This is a genomic window from Micromonospora violae, from assembly GCF_004217135.1.
Taxonomy (GTDB): Bacteria; Actinomycetota; Actinomycetes; order Mycobacteriales; family Micromonosporaceae; genus Micromonospora; species Micromonospora violae.
Genome location: NZ_SHKK01000001.1, coordinates 5,329,358 through 5,345,602, shown reverse-complemented (window position 1 = coordinate 5,345,602; position 16,245 = coordinate 5,329,358). Strand labels below are relative to the sequence as shown.

Sequence of the window (16,245 nt, the reverse complement as noted above, 5' to 3'; positions counted from 1 at the left end):
ACCATGACGATCGGAGATTACCGGTTTCCCCACCCGTCACGGGAAGAACCGGCGAGTCAGGTCATGGCGGCGGCAGTTGCGCCAGCTGAACGAGGCGTACGCCCTCCCGTCGGCTGACCAGCCGACCACGCCCCGGCGGCAGCGGTCCGGGCCGCACCGGCCCGACGAGTGCGCCCTCCTCGGGGCTGCCCGCCATCACCAGGCCGGCCGTGGAGAGCTCCCGAAGGCGCTGCACGATCGGCTCGTACTGGGCGCGGCCCGCACCACCGGACCGGCGGGCCAGCACCAGGTGCAGGCCGATGTCGCGGGCGTGCGGCAGGTGCTCCTCCAGGGCGCGCAACGGGTTCGCCGGCCCCGCCGCCACCAGGTCGTAGTCGTCCACCAGCACGAACAGCTCCGGCCCGGACCACCAGGACCGGTCCCGCAGCTGCTGCGGGGTGACCTCTGGCCCGGGGGCTCGCCGCTCCAGGTAGCCGGCGGCCGACTCGATCAGGTCGGCGGTGTGTGCCGCGGCGGTGCCGTACCCGATCAGGTGCGGTGTCTCGATGACGCCGAGCAGGCTGCGCCGGTAGTCGACGAGGATCACCCGGGCCTGCTCGGGAGTGAACCGGGTGATGATCGAGGTGGCGAGGGCGCGCAGGAACGACGACTTGCCGCACTCCGAGTCCCCGAAGACCACGAAGTGCGGCTCGGTGGCGAAGTCGAGCAGCACCGGGCGCAGGTCCGCCTCCGCGATCCCGATCGGCAGCCGCAGCCCGGTCGTCGACGCGAGGTCCAGATCGGCGTACGGCAGCACCGGCGGGAGCAGCCGCACCCGGGGCGCCGGCGGACCCGCCCACCCGTCGGCGGCCCGCTTGACCAGGTCGGCGGTGTCCCCGCTGGCGGCAGCGAGCTGCGGCAGCGCGGTGAGGAAGTGCAGACCCTCCGCGGTCACCCCTCGACCGGCGCGCTCCGGCACGTTCGCGGCGGCCCGCCGGGCCACCAGCGAGTCGGCCGGGTCACCGAGGCGCAGCTCCAGCCGGGAGCCGAACAGGTCCCGGATCGCCGGGCGGAAATCCAGCCAGCGCAGCGCGGTGGCGACCACGTGCAGCCCGTACGACAGACCCCTGGTGGCCAGGTCGGTGACGAGGGGTTCCAGGTCGTCGTACTCGCCGCGGACGGTGCTCCACCCGTCGATCACCAGGAACACGTCACCGTACGGGTCGGCCCCCGGCTGACTGGTCGTCCCCGCTGCCGCCCGGCGCTGCCGGTACGCGGCCATCGACTCCACGCCCAACTCCGCGAAGCGGCGTTCCCGATCGACCAGCAGGGTGGTCATCTCGCCGACGGTCCGTCGGACGGCGGTCGGGTCGGCGCGGCCGGTCACCCCGCCCACGTGCGGAAGGTCGCGCAGCGCGGCCAGCCCGCCGCCACCGAAGTCGAGACAGTAGACCTGCACCTCGGCCGGTGTGTGGGTGAGCGCCAGCGCGCAGATCAGCGTGCGCAGGGCGGCGGACTTGCCGCTCTGCGGCGCACCCACCACCGCGACGTGCCCGGCGGCGCCGTCCAGCGCCAGCCAGAGCAGATCCCGGCGCTGCTCCAACGGTTTGTCCACGACCGCCATCGGCACTCCGAGTGCGCCGTGCAGCTCCGGGTTGCCCACGGTGAGCCCGCGCGTCGGGTGCACCTCGACCGGGCCGAGCAGTTCGTCCAGGGCCGGCGGCTGACCGAGCGGCGGAAGCCAGACCTGGTGTGCCGGCGGGCCCTGCCCGACAAGCCGGTCCACCAGCAGGTCGAGCAGGGTCCCGCTGCCCTCCTCCGCGACGACCGGCACGACCGGGGAGGCCGGCTCGGGCACCGGTACGAGGTGGGTGGTGAAGGTGAGCAGCCGCGCGGCCCCGTCGGCGGTGCCGCCACCCGGCGCGGTCCGACGGCGGACGGCACCGGAGACGTACGCGGCCTTGAACCGGGCCAGCGGGTCGGTGCCGGCGCGCAGGTAGCCGTGGCCCGGCGAGCGGGGCAGCTCGTGCGCGTCCGCCACGCCGAGCACCGTCCGGGACTCCAGCGCCGAGAAGGTGCGCAACCCGATCCGGTACGACAGGTGGGTGTCCAGCCCGCGGAGCCGGCCCTCCTCCAGGCGCTGGCTGGCGAGCAGCAGGTGTACGCCGAGCGACCGGCCCAGCCGGCCGATCTGCACGAAGAGGTCGATGAAGTCGGGCTTCGCGGAGAGCAGTTCCGAGAATTCGTCGCAGATCAGCAGCAGTGACGGCAGGGGGGCCAGCGGGCTGCCGGCCGCGCGGGCGCGTTCGTAGTCACGCACGCTGGCGAAGTTGCCGGCCCGCCGCAGCAACTCCTGGCGGCGGACCAGCTCCCCGTTGATCGCGTCCACCATGCGATCGACCAGCGGCAACGCGTCGGCCAGGTTGGTGATCACGGCCGCGGTGTGCGGCAGCCGGTCGAACGAGGTGAAGGTGGCGCCACCCTTGAAGTCGACGAGCACGAAGTTGAGCTGCTCGGAGCTGTGCGTGGCGGCGAGCCCCAGCACCAGCGTGCGGAGCAGCTCGGACTTGCCGGAGCCGGTCGCCCCGATGAGCAGGCCGTGCGGGCCCATGCCGTCCTGGGCGGACTCTTTGAGGTCCAGCTCGATGGCGCCACCGTCCGCGCCCACCCCGATCGGCACCCGCAGCCGGTCCCGCGCCGAGCGGGGCAGCCAGCCCTGTTCCACGGTGAAGCTCTCCGGGTCACCGAGACCGAGCAGCTCGGGCAGGCCCAGGTCGGCCTGGAACGGGGCGTCCGGCCCGCGCGCCGCCCCGGCGAGCCGCAGCGGCGCCAACCGTCGGGCGACCGCCTCGGCGTCCGCCAGGTCCAACTGGTCGGCGGTGCCCACCTCGGCGTGACCGTCGGACGACCACGAGTGCAGCCGCGGGCCGTGCAACTCCAGCAGCAGCGCGTACCGGTCCAGCAGGCGGGGCGGCGGGGTGTCCAGGTCCAGCACGGTGACCGCGTCGATGCCGCCGTCGCCGGTCAGGTCACTGGCACCGGTCAGGTCGCCGCCGTCGAGGACCACCACCACGTGTGGGCCGTCGGTGGCCGGACCGGCCGGGCTGAACCGGGACCGGGTGGCCAGCACGTCGGCGAGCAGCGACTCCAACTCGGCGGCGGAGCTGGTGACCAGCCGTACCGGGCCGAGCGCGTCGGTGCGGCCGGGATGGTGGGCGTGCGGGAGCCACTTCACCCACTCCCAGCAGGCGCGGCGCTCCGGCCCGGCGCAGATCGCGACGAGCAGTTCGTCGGGGGCGTGGAAGACCGCCAGCTGGGTCAGCACGGCGCGGACCAGCGCCTGCGCCGCCGGGTCGCCGGTGGGTGGCCCGCCGGTGGTCGGGGTGGTCGCCCGGCCCCGGCCGGCGGGTCGGATGTGCACCCGGGCGAAGCTGCGCAGCGACAGGGCCACCGGCAGGTCCGGCACCACGGAGTACGCGTCCAGGAAGCGACGTAGCGCGCCCGCGGTCATCGGCTCAAGCTCCTCCAGCGGCCGGGTGACCGGTGGGACGAGTGGAGTGGCCAGGGTCTGCGGTCCGACGGCGACCCGCACCACCGCGAAGTCCGGGTCGGCGGGTCGCCGCTCCCAGACCCGGTGGCTGTCCACGGTCGACCAGAGCCGGCCCGGGTCGGGGTGCCGGTAGTAGAGCCCGGCCCGTTGCTGGCCCGCGGTCCGGCGGACCCGTCGCCGCAGCGTGGCCAGGTGCCGCAGGTACTCCCTGCGGGCCGCCATCATCTCGGACTTCTTCGGGGTGCCGGAGGCGCTGCCCCAGGACGTCACCAGCATCGCCAACGAGGAGAGCCCGAACATCCCGCCCACCACGTACGAGTAGGCGCCCCCGCCCCGGCCGAACATCATCGCCATCGCCACCGTGCCGCCGAGCATGGGCAGCAGCATGAGCATCTGCTGCCACCGTCCGCCGGTGACCGCGGGGATCTCCGGCGGTGCCTCGACCGACAGCTCGCCGGCGGGTATCTCCGGCGCTGCTCGGCGTGGTGGGCGCTTGATGACGACGGTGGACACTCGGCCTCCTGACAGCGCTGGGTAACCCGAGCCTGGCTCATGGTAGGTAAAGTCCTGTCGTCCGCGCAGCCTCCGATCCCCCTCGATATGGAGACCAGTCGATGACTACCGGGCTGGCACGCGTCACCATCAGCGCGCCGCAACGACGGGTGGACGTCGCCCTGCCGGAGCAGGTGCCCCTGGCTGAGCTGCTGCCCGACGTGCTCCGGCACGCCGGGGTCGGGCTGGCCGACGACGGTGAGCAGCACGGCGGTTGGGTGCTCCGCCGCACCGACGGGGCGTTGCTGGTGACCGCACAGGCGCTGCTGCCGCAGGGGGTCCGCGACGGGGAGGTGCTGCACCTCGTGCCGGCGCGCGCGCACTGGCCCGAATTGGAGTACGACGACGTCATCGAGGCGATCGCTGACGGTGCTCGCCGCCGGGGCGGGGCCTGGTCGCCCACCGCCACCCGCGCCGCCGGTCTGGCCGGTGCCGGCGTACCGCTCGCGGTCGGACTGCTCGCGCTGCTCGCCGGTGGCCCGACGCACCGGGCCGGTTGGCTGGCGGCGGCCACGGTGGCGCTGGTGCTCACCGTGGCCGGCACGGTGGCGTCCCGCGCCAACGGCGACGGCGTCGCCGGGGCGACGCTCGGCGGCTACGCGCTGCCCTACGCGTTCACGGCCGGTGCCCTGGCGGTCGGCTCCGGCGACCCGGTCGGGCCGTTCGGGCCGGCCCGCTGGGTGGGCGCTCCCGAACTGCTGGCCGGCTCGGTGGCGCTGCTGCTGGTGGCGTTGATCGGTCTGCTCGGGGTGGCCAGCCGGCTGCGGGTCTTCGTGGCCGGTGTCGCGGCCGGCCTGATCGGCGCGGGGGCCGCGCTCGGTGGGCTGCTGATGACCACGGCCGGTACGGCGGCGGTGCTGCTCAGCGCCCTGGTCTTCGCCGTCGGCGTGATCCCGCTGCTGGCCATCCGGCTGGGCAAGCTGCCGCTACCGCCGATCACCCTGCCGGCCGCGACGCCCGCGGAGGAGCCGCAGCGGGCCCGGGACCTGCCGGACCGGAGCCGGGTGCACGCCGCGGTGATCCGTACCGAGGAGATGCTCACCGGAATGCTGATCGGCCACGCCCTGCTGGTGGTGGCCACCGCGGTCGTCCTCGTGGTCGCCGGTGGCACGGCCGGTCGGGTGCTGGTGGCGGTCACCTCGGCCGTGCTGCTGCTGCGGTCGCGGCTGTTCGTGGCGCTGCGGCACCGGGTGCCCACGGTGCTCGCCGGGCTGGCCGGCTACGCGGTGCTGGGTGCGGTGCTGGTCGGTCGGGCCGACGAGGCCGGGCGGCTGGTGCTGGTCCTCGGCGGGGCGGCGCTGGCCCTGGTGGCGGTCGCCAGCGGCACCGGGTACGCCCGCAGGCCGGTCTCGCCGTACCTCGGGAGGGTCGCGGACCTCACCGACACGGCCCTGGTGGTCGCCGTGGTGCCGATCGCCTGCGCGGTGCTCGACCTGTACGACCGGGCCCGAGGGCTGCTCGGTTGAGCGACCCTCGGGCCCGGTGCGTCAGTTGTCGTCAGTGGGCGGATTCGCCGCGCGCCTCGGCGTCCCGGGCCCGCTGGTAGGAGGCCTGGATCTCGGCCTCGGCCTCGGTGCGGCCGACCCAGGTCGCGCCCTCCACCGACTTGCCGGGCTCGAGGTCCTTGTACACCTCGAAGAAGTGCTGGATCTCCAGGCGGTCGAACTCGCCCAGGTGGTGGATGTCGCGCAGGTGCTCCTGGCGGGGGTCCTCGTAGGGCACGCAGAGGACCTTGTCATCCCCGCCCTTCTCGTCGGTCATCCGGAACATGCCGATGGTGCGGCAGCGGATCAGGCAGCCCGGGAAGGTCGGCTCGGGGACCAGCACGAGGGCGTCCAGCGGGTCGCCGTCCTCGCCCAGCGTGCCCTCGATGAACCCGTAGTCGGCCGGGTACTGGGTGGACGTGAAGAGGGTGCGGTCCAGCCGGATCCGGCCGGTCGCGTGGTCCACCTCGTACTTGTTCCGGTGACCCTTGGGGATCTCAACCGTCACGTCGAAATCCATCTGCACGCTCCCTCGTCTGCCCACGCTGGCTAACGGAACCACTGGCGGCCCTCCGGTCGGGTGAATGCCCACCCGCCGACTCCGGCCGCCGCATAGTCTTCGGACCGAAGTAGTGTCACCCAAGCCGATTTTCGCTGGGGGAGGAGGGGGTCGTGGGGAGGGAAGATTCACACTACCGCCCGAACGGGGGCTCCGCGCACGGTACCGGACGATCCGGCTCCGGCAGCGCCAAGGGGCGGGTCCCGGTGCCGGAGGCGCACCTCCCACGGGCTCCCGAACCACCGACGCCGGCGCCGGCGCCGGTGCCCGAGCGGCCGCCGCCGCTGCCCTGGCGCCCGCCGACCGGTCCGGTACCGCCCACCCCGAACGTCGGTCACTTCCCGGTAGGCGGCGGTGAGCCGCCGGTGAGCGGCCCGCCGCGGGGCAGTGCCGCGGTCCCGGTCAGCCCTGCGCCGGTCAGCCCTGCGCCGGTCAGCCCGTCGTTCGGCCCCGGGCCGGCTCGTCCCGGTGGCGTCCCGCCGTTGGGCCCGCCGATCTCCGCGTTGCCGGCGCCCGCCGGCGCCGCACCCGTACCCCCATCCGCACCCGCCGCACCGCGCCGCCGGCGGCGACTTCCGGTGGTGCTGGCCGTCGTGCTCCTGCTGGTCCTCGCCAGCGTCGGAGTCGTGATCACCCGTCCCGGCCCGGTGGCTGGATGGCTGGGCGACGACGCCGCGTCCGGGCCGAACGCGGCCGGCGTGACACCGGACCCCGCCCCGTCGGATGTGCTGGGCGGTCCGGATGCGAACGCCCCGGTGCCCACCCCGGACGGGGTTCGTGCCGTGCTCGATCCACTGGTCGGCGTCGCCGCCCTGGGTGACCGGGTCAACGTCTCGGTCGCCGACGTGATCACCGGCCAGACGTTGTTCGCGAAGGGGGCGGACGACGGCACCGTCCCCGCCTCGGTGACGAAACTGGCGACCGCGGTGACCGTGCTGGCGGCCCGGGGGCCCGGTTACCGGATTCCCACTCGCGCGGTGGCCGGCGAGAAGCCCGGCGAGGTGGTGATCGTCGGTGGCGGCGACCCCACCCTCGCGATCAACAAGAAGGGCTACTACCCGGGCGCGGCGCGTCTCGACGAGCTGGCCGCCCAGGTGCGTACGGCGCTCGGCGGCACCTCCCCGACCAGCGTCACCGTCGACGGCTCGCTCTACTCCGGCCCGGTCTACGGCCCCGGCTGGGACGACGACATCCCCACCGGTGGGTCGGGTGGCGCGGTGACCGCGTTGATGACCGACGGCGCGCGGACGGACCCGGGCGTGGGACACGGGTCCGCCCAGCGGTTCGCCGAGCCGGACCTGGCCGCCGGCAAGGCGTTCGCCCGGTTGCTCGGTGTGCCGACCGACGCCGTGAAGCGGGGCACGGCGCCGGCCCCAGCCGCGGCCGGCGCCAGCCCGGCACCCGGCACCGAGTTGGGTGTGGTGCAGTCTCCGCCGCTGATCCGGCTCGTCGACGTCATGATCAGCGAGAGTGACAACCTGGTGGCTGAGGCGCTCGCCCGGCAGGTCGCGTTGGCCCGCAACCAGCCCGCCTCGTTCGACGGGGGCGCCGCGGCGATGGACGCCGAGGTGGCGGAGTTGGGCCTGCCCGCCGACGAGATCAGCGTCTCCGACGGCAGCGGGCTGTCCCGCCGTAACCGGATCAGCCCGTCGCTGCTGACCGACCTGATCCGGTTGGCTGCCAGCCCGGATCACCCGGAGCTGGCCGGCGTCTTCGGTGGTCTGCCGGTGGGTGGATGGTCCGGGACGCTGAACGAGCGCTACCGCAACACGGCGGGCACCGCGGCGGGCGCGGGCAGCGTCCGGGCCAAGACCGGCACGCTGACCGGCGTGCACGCCATCGCGGGCCTGGTGACCACCGCCGAGGGTCGGCTGTTGACCTTCGCGGTGCTCACCGACAAGGTCCCTGGTGACCGGGACACCGCCCAGCCGGCGCTGGATCGGATCGCCGCCGCCCTGGCCGGCTGCGGGTGCGGCTGACCGTCGCCGGTCCGGGGGTGGCGACGGTCGCCATCGGTGTCGGTCGAGGGCGCGAGCCCGGGCCGGGGTGTCGCGGCGCGGGTACGGTGGGTCCATGGCGCAGTTCGTGGACTGGGATCTGGCCGCCGCCACCGCGGGGGCGTTGAGCAAGTCTGGCCCCCGCGTGTCGTACGCCGAAGCCACCGACGTGGTCGGCGACCTGCGCCGGCTGACCGACGAGGCGGCCGGGCACGTGGCCGACTACACCGGGCTGCGGGCGCAGGTGTCGCATCCGCCGGTCCGGGTGGTCGATCGTCGTGACTGGGCCGCGACCAACATCGCCGGGCTCCGTGAGGTGATCTCGCCGCTGATGAGCCGGCTCTCCGGCGACAAACAGCCGGGCGCGTTGACCGAGGCGATCGGGTCCCGGTTGACAGGTGTGCAGGCCGGCACGGTGCTGGCGTACCTCTCCGGTCGGGTGCTCGGCCAGTACGAGGTCTTCTCGGCGGAGCCGGGCCAACTGCTGCTGGTCGCGCCGAACATCGTCGAGGTGGAGCGCAAGCTCGGTGCCGACCCTCGGGACTTCCGGCTCTGGGTGTGTCTGCACGAGGTCACCCACCGCACCCAGTTCACGGCCGTGCCGTGGATGCGGGCCTACTTCCTCAGCGAGGTGCAGGCGTTCGTGGACGCCTCGTCCAGCGGGAGCGAGCACCTGGTCGAGCGGTTGCGGCGCGGGGTGGCCACGTTGTCCGAGGCGATCCGCGACCCGGAGAGCCGCACCAGCGTGCTGGACATCGTGCAGACCCCGGCGCAGCGGGCCGTACTGGACCGGCTCACCGCGCTGATGACCCTGCTGGAGGGGCACGCGGAGTTCGTGATGGACGGCGTCGGCCCGCAGGTGATCCCGAGCGTCGAGCGGATCCGGGCGTCGTTCAACCGACGCCGGGAGGCGGGCAACCCGTTGGAGAAGGCGATCCGCCGGCTGCTCGGGGTGGACGTCAAGATGCGCCAGTACGCCGAGGGGCGCAAGTTCGTGCACGGCGTGGTGGAACGCGTCGGCATGGACGGGTTCAACTCGATCTTCAACTCCCCGTTGACGCTGCCTCGGCTGTCGGAGTTGGGCGACCCGGACGCCTGGGTCGCCCGCGTGCACGGCCCGGCCGGCACCATTCCGGCCGCTGGCTGACCACCCGCCGGTGGCCGCGCTCGCTCCGCCGGTGGCGGCCGTCCGGGTGGCGGTCCGCCGCGCACTGACCGGGCTGCCGTCCGGTGGTCCGGTGCTGGTCGCCTGCTCCGGTGGTGCCGACTCGCTCGCGCTCGCGGCGGCCACCGTGTTCGTCGCGCCGCGGCTGGGCCGCAGCGCGGTGCTCGTCAGCGTCGACCACGGCCTGCAGGACGGCTCCGCGGAGCGCGCGGAGGCGGTGGCCGCCTGGGGGCGGGAGGTCGGGTTCGCGTCGGCGACGGTGGTCCGGGTGGAGGTGGCCGGGCGTCCCGGCGGGCCGGAGGCGGCCGCCAGGGAGGCCCGCTACCAGGCGCTGACCGAGGTGGCCCGGCAGCAGAACGCGGTCGCGGTGCTCACCGGGCACACCCGCGACGACCAGGCGGAGACGGTGCTGCTCGCGCTCGCCCGGGGCGCCGGCCCACGAGGGCTGGCCGGGATGCCCGCCCGGCGGGATCTGGGCGGGGTGCCGCTGCTGCGCCCGCTGTTGGAGATCGGTCGGGAGCAGACGCGCGCGGCGTGCGCGGTGCTCGGGCTCAACCCCTGGCAGGATCCGCACAACACCGACCCGTCGTACGCCCGGTCGCGGGTGCGGGCCGATCTGCTGCCGGCGCTGGTGCGGGTGCTCGGGCCGGGTGTGGTGGACAACCTCGCGCGTACCGCCCGGCTGGTGGCCGCCGACAACGCGGCGCTCGACGAGTTGTCGGGGACGGCGCTGGCGGGGGCCCGCTGCCCCGACGGGGGGCTGTCCGTGCCGGCGCTGCTCGGCCTGGTCCCCGCCGTACGCGGCCGGGTGCTGCACTCCTGGGCCCGCGAGCTGGGCGCGCTGCCCGCCGCCCTGTCCCATCGGCACATCGCCGCGCTGGACGCCCTGGTCACCGATTGGCACGGTCAGGGTCCGACCGACCTGCCCGGCGGTGTCCGGGTGCGGCGCCGGGCCGACCGGCTGATCCCGGGCTGAGGCGTCCGGTCAGCTGCTGTGCGCCCGATCCCGGAAGGTGGTCCGGTAGCTGTGGGGGGTGGCGCCGACCCGGCGGCTGAAGTGGTGGCGCAGCGCGGCGGCGTCGCCGAAGCCGGCCTGGTCGGCGACCGCCTCCACGCTCAACGGGGTCTCCTCCAGCAGCCGCCGGGCGAGTAGCACCCGCTGGTTGGTGAGCCAGTCGTGCGGCGTGGTGCCGGTCTCGGCGCGGAACCGGCGGGCGAAGGTGCGGGGCGCCATGCCGGCGCGGGCAGCCAACTCCTCCACGGTGATCGTCCGGTCCAGGTGGCCCATCAGCCACTCCAGCACCGGTTCGAGGGTGGGTGCCTCGGGGGCCTTCGGGATAGGCGCCTCGACGTACTGGGACTGGCCGCCGTCGCGGTGCGGCGGAACCACCATTCGCCGGGCCAGCCGGGTCGCGGTGGCCGAGTCGTGCTCCTGGCGGATCAGGTGCAGGCACGCGTCGATGCCGGCGGCCGTGCCGGCGCTGGTGAGCAGCCGGCCGTCCTGGACGTAGAGCGAGTTGCAGCGCACCCGGGCGCGCGGGTGCCGGCGTTGCAGCTCGTCCACGTGCCGCCAGTGGGTCGTGCACTCGCGGTCGTCGAGCAGCCCGGCCGCGCCGAGCAGGAAGGCTCCGGAGCAGACGCTGAACAGGTATGCGCCCCGGGCGTCGGCGCGGCGGAGCGCGTCGAGCACCGGACCGGGGACGGTGGTGCCCTGGCTGTGCGCGGGAACGGCCACCAGGTCGGCCTCGTCGACCGGGCCGAGGCCTGCGTGTGGCGTGAGGTGGAAGCCGGACGAGGTACGCACGGGAGCGCCGTCCGGGCTGCACACCTGGAAGCGGTAGGCGGGGAAACCGTCGGCTGTCCGGTCGGTGCCGAACACCTCGGCGAGCACGCCGAGCTCGAAGGGAGCGACCTGGTCAAGGACGAGCACGGCAACGGACCGGAGCATGTGACGAGGGTAACCCGACAGGTGGCAGTAAATCGATGGTCGATGGCATTCCTGCCACTGTCCGGCCGCTCTGGCACGGCGCAGACTGGTCTCAGTCCGGTGCGCACCGGCGGCGAAACCGACAGCAATCATGCGAAAGCGAGCGCCGCCATGGAGTTCCTGTTCCTCCTCCTGTTCCTCGTCCTGCTCGCCGCCGCCTCGGCGGCCGGCCTCACCGTCGACAGCCACGACTCGGCCGACTGGAAGCCCAGCGACGACGGCCGCCGCTGGCGGTCACGCACCAACTGATGTGGTTAGCGTGATTTGCGGAGAAAATCCTTGGCGGGACCGCGCCAAAAGGTGCGGCCCCGCCGACGGAGGCCATCCGACGTACGGCAGGCTAGGAGTCATGGCTGATGGCTCCTGGTACGACGCCGACATCGACCACGTGATCATCTCCGAGGCGCAGATCCGCGAGAAGACGGCGGAGCTGGCCAAGCAGGTCTCCGCCGACTACGCCCACGTGGGCGACGGGCTGCTGCTGGTGTGCGTACTCAAGGGTGCGGTGATGTTCATGGCGGACTTCGCCCGGGCGCTGGGTCGTAACGGCCCACCGGCGGAACTCGACTTCATGGCCATCTCGTCCTACGGCCAGGGCACCACCTCCTCCGGGGTCGTGCGCATCCTCAAGGACCTGGACCGGGACATCGCCGGTCGGCACGTGGTCGTCGTCGAGGACATCGTCGACTCCGGGCTCACGCTCTCCTGGCTGCTGCGCTACCTCGAGTCGCGCTCGGCGGCGAGCGTCGAGGTGGTCGCCCTGTTCCGCAAGCCGGACGCGGTGAAGGTGCCGGTCCCGGTGAAGTACGTCGGCTTCGACATCCCCACCGAGTTCGTGGTCGGGTACGGCCTCGACTTCGGTGAGCGCTACCGGGAGTTGCCGTACGTCGGGGTGCTCAAGCCCGAGGTCTACGCCCGCTCCTGACGCCCGGCCCGACCCGTCGGGATGGCCCGGGGTCGGCATGAGCCCGACTCGCATCGGCATCCATCGAGCCGACGTTCAGCGCGCTCTCAGCTGTTGCGGTTACCGTGTAGCACGGTGGCCCGGAGGTAACTCCGCGCTCGACCCCCTCGATCGCGTGACCGGGCGCTCGGGTGGCCGAGCCGGACTCCCCGCCACGCCGGCTTCCACCCGGACTCGCCGCACGTTGGTTGCGAGGCTGGTGGGCCTGCCCGCGGTGCGTGTCGTCGATGTCGACGGCGGGCCGAGTGCGGGGGCTCACAAGTTCGCTGTTGGCGTACACGGTCTTTTGATGGCGCACGACTGCGGGGCTCGCAAGCTCACTCCTCGCGTACACGGTGTACCGTCGAATGACCGCGGCGCGGCAGTTTTCGCGCTTCGGGGTCGAGGCCGGCCCGCACGGCGGCTCCGGCCGCCGCTCACCGCGGCGACACCATCAGACGGTCAGGACGTCGATCAGGAGGATGCGGGCGCCCCCGGCGCTCGACAACAGTATGGAACGTACGCGTTTCTTCCGCCGACCGGTGGTCTGGATCATCCTGGTCATCCTCGGCGCCGTTGTGCTCAGTCAGCTGTTCACCGCTGGTCCCAGCTACCACCGCGTGGACACTTCCGTTGCGCTCGATCAGCTGCACACCGCCAAGATCAATAAGGTTGTCTTCCAGGACAAGGAGCAGACGCTCCAGCTGGACCTGGCCGAGAAGACGAAGTTCGGCAAGACCGAGACCGACCGGATCGAGGCACAGTTCCCGTACCAGGTTGGCGAACAGATCTGGAACGAGGTGGAGGCCGCCAAGGCGGCCAACCGGGTCACCGGCCCGGCCGACACCAAGGTCTCCTCGGACAGCATCTGGGTGAGCCTGCTCGTCAACCTGCTGCCGATCGCGCTGCTCGTGCTCCTGCTGCTGTTCTTCATGTCGCAGATGCAGGGTGGCGGCTCCCGGGTGCTCAACTTCGGCAAGTCCAAGGCCAAGATGATCACCAAGGACACGCCGAAGACGACCTTCGCGGACGTCGCGGGTGCCGAGGAGGCCGTCGAGGAGCTGCACGAGATCAAGGACTTCCTGCAGAACCCGGCGAAGTACCAGGCCCTGGGTGCCAAGATCCCGAAGGGCGTGCTGCTGTTCGGCCCGCCCGGCACCGGTAAGACCCTGCTGGCCCGCGCGGTCGCCGGCGAAGCCGGCGTGCCCTTCTACTCCATCTCCGGCTCCGACTTCGTGGAGATGTTCGTCGGCGTCGGCGCCAGCCGGGTCCGCGACCTGTTCGAGCAGGCCAAGACGAACGCCCCGGCGATCGTCTTCGTCGACGAGATCGACGCCGTCGGCCGGCACCGTGGCGCCGGCATGGGCGGCGGCCACGACGAACGGGAGCAGACGCTCAACCAGCTGCTCGTCGAGATGGACGGCTTCGACACCAAGGGCGGGGTCATCCTGATCGCCGCCACCAACCGGCCGGACATCCTCGACCCGGCGCTGCTGCGCCCGGGCCGGTTCGACCGGCAGATCCCGGTGGACGCCCCCGACATGGAGGGCCGCAAGGCCATCCTGCGGGTGCACGCCAAGGGCAAGCCGTTCACCCCCGACGTCGACCTCGACTCGGTGGCACGGCGTACCCCGGGCTTCAGCGGTGCCGACCTGGCCAACGTGATCAACGAGTCGGCCCTGCTCACCGCCCGTAAGGATCAGCGCGCGATCTCGAACGACTCGCTGGAAGAGTCGATCGACCGGGTGATCGCAGGTCCGCAGCGACGGACCCGCGTCATGAGCGACCAGGAAAAGAAGATCACCGCGTACCACGAGGGTGGCCACGCGCTGGTCGCCTGGGCGCTGCCGCACGCCGCGCCGGTGCACAAGGTGACGATCCTGTCCCGTGGTCGCTCGCTGGGCCACACCCTGGTGCTCCCGACCGAAGACAAGTACACCCAGACCCGCGCCGAAATGATCGACACCCTGGCGTACGCGCTGGGCGGTCGCGCCGCCGAGGAACTGGTCTTCCACGAGCCCACCACCGGTGCCGGCAACGACATCGAGAAGGCCACCCAACTGGCCCGCGCGATGATCACCCAGTACGGCATGAGCTCCAAGCTCGGCGCGATCAAGTACGGCACCAGCGGGGACGAGCCGTTCCTCGGCCGCAACATGGGCCACGAGCGCGACTACTCGGACTCGGTGGCCGCCGAGATCGACGGCGAGATGCGGGCACTGGTCGAGCTGGCGCACGACGAAGCCTGGGAGATCCTGGTGGAATACCGGGACGTCCTAGACAACATCGTGCTCGAGCTGATGGAGAAGGAGACCCTCTCCACGGCCGACATGGCGCGGATCTGCTCCCGGGTGGTCAAGCGCCCGCCGCTGGCGCCGTACAACGGCTTCGGCAAGCGTCAGCCCTCCACCGAGCCACCCGTGCTCACCCCGGCGGAGAAGGACAAGCTCAAGGCGCAGGCCCAGGCCGATGGCGCGCAGGCGTCGGTCGGCGGTGGGGCGCCGTCCAACAACTCGGACGGCACGCACTGAGTAACGACCCGACGGCCAGCTCCCCGCACCGGGAGCTGGCCGTCTCCGCGACCGAACCCGACGGCGACGACGAACTGGACTACGTGGCCGCGCGGCTGATCAGCGGCAAGCTGACCGGCCGCCCCGTCGAGGACGCGGTCGACCTCGGCCGGATCGAGAAGGCCGTCCGCGAGATCCTCATCGCGGTCGGCGAGGACCCGGACCGCGACGGGCTCCAGCAGACCCCGGCCCGGGTCGCCCGCGCGTACGCCGAACTCTTCGCCGGCCTGCGGGTCGACCCGGCCCAGGTGCTCAGCACCACCTTCGAGGCCAACCACGAAGAGCTGGTCATCGTCCGGGACATCGACGTGATGAGCCTCTGCGAACATCACCTGCTGCCCTTCCGGGGCAGCGCGCACATCGGCTACATCCCCGGCCCCGATGGGCGGATCACCGGCCTGTCCAAGCTGGCCCGGCTCGTCGAGGTCTTCGCCCGCCGGCCCCAGGTGCAGGAACGGCTCACCTCGCAGGTCGCCGACCTGCTGATGAGCAAACTCGCACCACGCGGCGTCGTCGTCGTGCTCGAATGCGAGCACATGTGCATGGCGATGCGCGGCATCCAGAAATCCGGTGCCAAGACCATCACCTCGGCCGTACGCGGCATCCTCCAGACGGACTCCAAGTCGCGGGCCGAGGCGATGGCGTTGATCATCCCCCGCTGACACCCCGACGCACCGCGGCCGGCCACACCCTCCCGGGACGGCCGGCCGCTCCGTTCCCGGGCCTCCTACCGCAGGTGGTGTCAGCCCGCGAGCAGGGCCAGCAGCAGACCGGCCGTGGCCAGCACGGCCGGCACCAGGCACACCAACGCGCCGAAACGCACCGTGCGGTCCAACCGCTCGGTGGGGCCGACCCGGAACAACCGCCCGATGGCGATCCAACCGGCGACGAACGCGACCGCCGGCATCGGCAGCCCGCAGATCAACGCCGCCACGCTCGCCGGCCCCACCCCCGTCGCCGCCAGAACCAGGACCTGAATCAGCGGCACCAGCAGCGCAAACGGCCCGTACACCAGGAGGTTGCGGGCCCGCGCGGGCCAGGAGCCCGGCCGGCGGCGGGCGGCCAGCGCCGCGTCCGCCGCCTCGGCCCAACCACGCGCGGAGCGCAGCGCCGCCAGCACCGCCGCCGGACCACCCGCCATCGACCGGGCCGCCTCGGTCAGCTCCGGCGGCGACGGCACCAGGGAGATCGCCGGTACGCCCAACTCGCGCAACCGATCCTGCTGACTCGCCAGCCCGGTACGGACCACCGTCAACTCCTCCCGGGCGGCCTCCGCCGACCGGGCCTGCTCACCGGCGGCGGCAGCCGCGCCACGGCGTACCCCGTCCAACTGGCGGGCGGCCGCAAGGTACTCCGCCCAGGCCGCGCCGGACCCGACCGCCGGCGACGTGGCATCCCCGGTCGCCGCGGCGACCCGCTGCCGCCCCGGCCCGGTCACCGTCGCGTTCGGACTCACCTC

12 protein-coding genes are annotated in these 16,245 nt (G+C 73.1%); 8 read left to right on the top strand and 4 right to left on the bottom strand.

Going from position 1 to position 16,245, the window contains the following annotated elements; genetic code table 11:
- Positions 1–61 precede the first annotated feature (61 nt).
- The gene (eccCa, locus tag EV382_RS23970; protein WP_130405383.1) at positions 62–4,042 is read right to left on the bottom strand and encodes a type VII secretion protein EccCa; all 3,981 of its coding nucleotides are present in this window, start codon (positions 4,040–4,042) and stop codon (positions 62–64) included.
- Between the two features lie 101 nt (positions 4,043–4,143).
- Here eccCa and eccD point away from each other — a divergent pair, with 101 nt between their 5' ends.
- On the top strand, positions 4,144–5,547 hold the full coding sequence (gene eccD, locus EV382_RS23965) for a type VII secretion integral membrane protein EccD (RefSeq protein ID WP_130405381.1): 1,404 nt from the start codon (positions 4,144–4,146) through the stop codon (positions 5,545–5,547).
- Between the two features lie 31 nt (positions 5,548–5,578).
- On the opposite strand, the gene EV382_RS23960 is transcribed toward eccD, so the two are convergent.
- Positions 5,579–6,085 carry an inorganic diphosphatase gene (locus EV382_RS23960; protein ID WP_130405379.1) on the bottom strand — a complete coding sequence of 169 codons (507 nt, stop codon included), beginning with the start codon at positions 6,083–6,085 and terminating at the stop codon, positions 5,579–5,581.
- Between the two features lie 542 nt (positions 6,086–6,627).
- On the opposite strand from EV382_RS23960, the gene dacB reads away from it, so the two are divergent.
- The 3 genes from dacB (at position 6,628) to tilS (ending at position 10,262) form a co-directional block, all read left to right on the top strand.
- Positions 6,628–8,103: a D-alanyl-D-alanine carboxypeptidase/D-alanyl-D-alanine endopeptidase gene (gene dacB, locus EV382_RS23955; protein ID WP_208758649.1), complete on the top strand. Its 1,476-nt coding sequence runs from the start codon at positions 6,628–6,630 to the stop codon at positions 8,101–8,103.
- 94 nt (positions 8,104–8,197) lie between these two features.
- Positions 8,198–9,268: a zinc-dependent metalloprotease gene (locus EV382_RS23950; protein ID WP_130405375.1), complete on the top strand. Its 1,071-nt coding sequence runs from the start codon at positions 8,198–8,200 to the stop codon at positions 9,266–9,268.
- Positions 9,269–9,278: 10 nt separating this feature from the next.
- The gene (gene tilS, locus EV382_RS23945) at positions 9,279–10,262 is read left to right on the top strand and encodes a tRNA lysidine(34) synthetase TilS (protein ID WP_130405373.1); all 984 of its coding nucleotides are present in this window, start codon (positions 9,279–9,281) and stop codon (positions 10,260–10,262) included.
- 9 nt (positions 10,263–10,271) lie between these two features.
- Here tilS and EV382_RS23940 read toward each other — a convergent pair whose 3' ends face one another.
- Positions 10,272–11,234, bottom strand: coding sequence for a GlxA family transcriptional regulator (locus EV382_RS23940; RefSeq protein ID WP_130405371.1), 963 nt, complete (start codon positions 11,232–11,234; stop codon positions 10,272–10,274).
- Positions 11,235–11,384: 150 nt separating this feature from the next.
- Here EV382_RS23940 and EV382_RS32885 point away from each other — a divergent pair, with 150 nt between their 5' ends.
- The 4 genes from EV382_RS32885 (at position 11,385) to folE (ending at position 15,448) form a co-directional block, all read left to right on the top strand.
- Positions 11,385–11,522 (top strand): hypothetical protein, encoded by a 138-nt coding sequence (locus EV382_RS32885; protein ID WP_165435848.1) that lies wholly within the window; start codon positions 11,385–11,387, stop codon positions 11,520–11,522.
- Positions 11,523–11,622: 100 nt separating this feature from the next.
- Entirely contained in the window at positions 11,623–12,198 is a 576-nt protein-coding gene (gene hpt, locus EV382_RS23935; protein WP_030328005.1) for a hypoxanthine phosphoribosyltransferase, read from the top strand.
- A 530-nt stretch (positions 12,199–12,728) separates the two neighbouring features.
- The gene (ftsH, locus tag EV382_RS23930) at positions 12,729–14,747 is read left to right on the top strand and encodes an ATP-dependent zinc metalloprotease FtsH (RefSeq protein ID WP_130405369.1); all 2,019 of its coding nucleotides are present in this window, start codon (positions 12,729–12,731) and stop codon (positions 14,745–14,747) included.
- Between the two features lie 35 nt (positions 14,748–14,782).
- Complete coding sequence (gene folE / locus EV382_RS23925) at positions 14,783–15,448, top strand: GTP cyclohydrolase I FolE (protein ID WP_030328001.1); 666 nt, start codon at positions 14,783–14,785, stop codon at positions 15,446–15,448.
- Positions 15,449–15,528: 80 nt separating this feature from the next.
- On the opposite strand, the gene EV382_RS23920 is transcribed toward folE, so the two are convergent.
- Positions 15,529–16,242 (bottom strand): hypothetical protein, encoded by a 714-nt coding sequence (locus tag EV382_RS23920; RefSeq protein WP_130405367.1) that lies wholly within the window; start codon positions 16,240–16,242, stop codon positions 15,529–15,531.
- Positions 16,243–16,245: the final 3 nt, after the last annotated feature.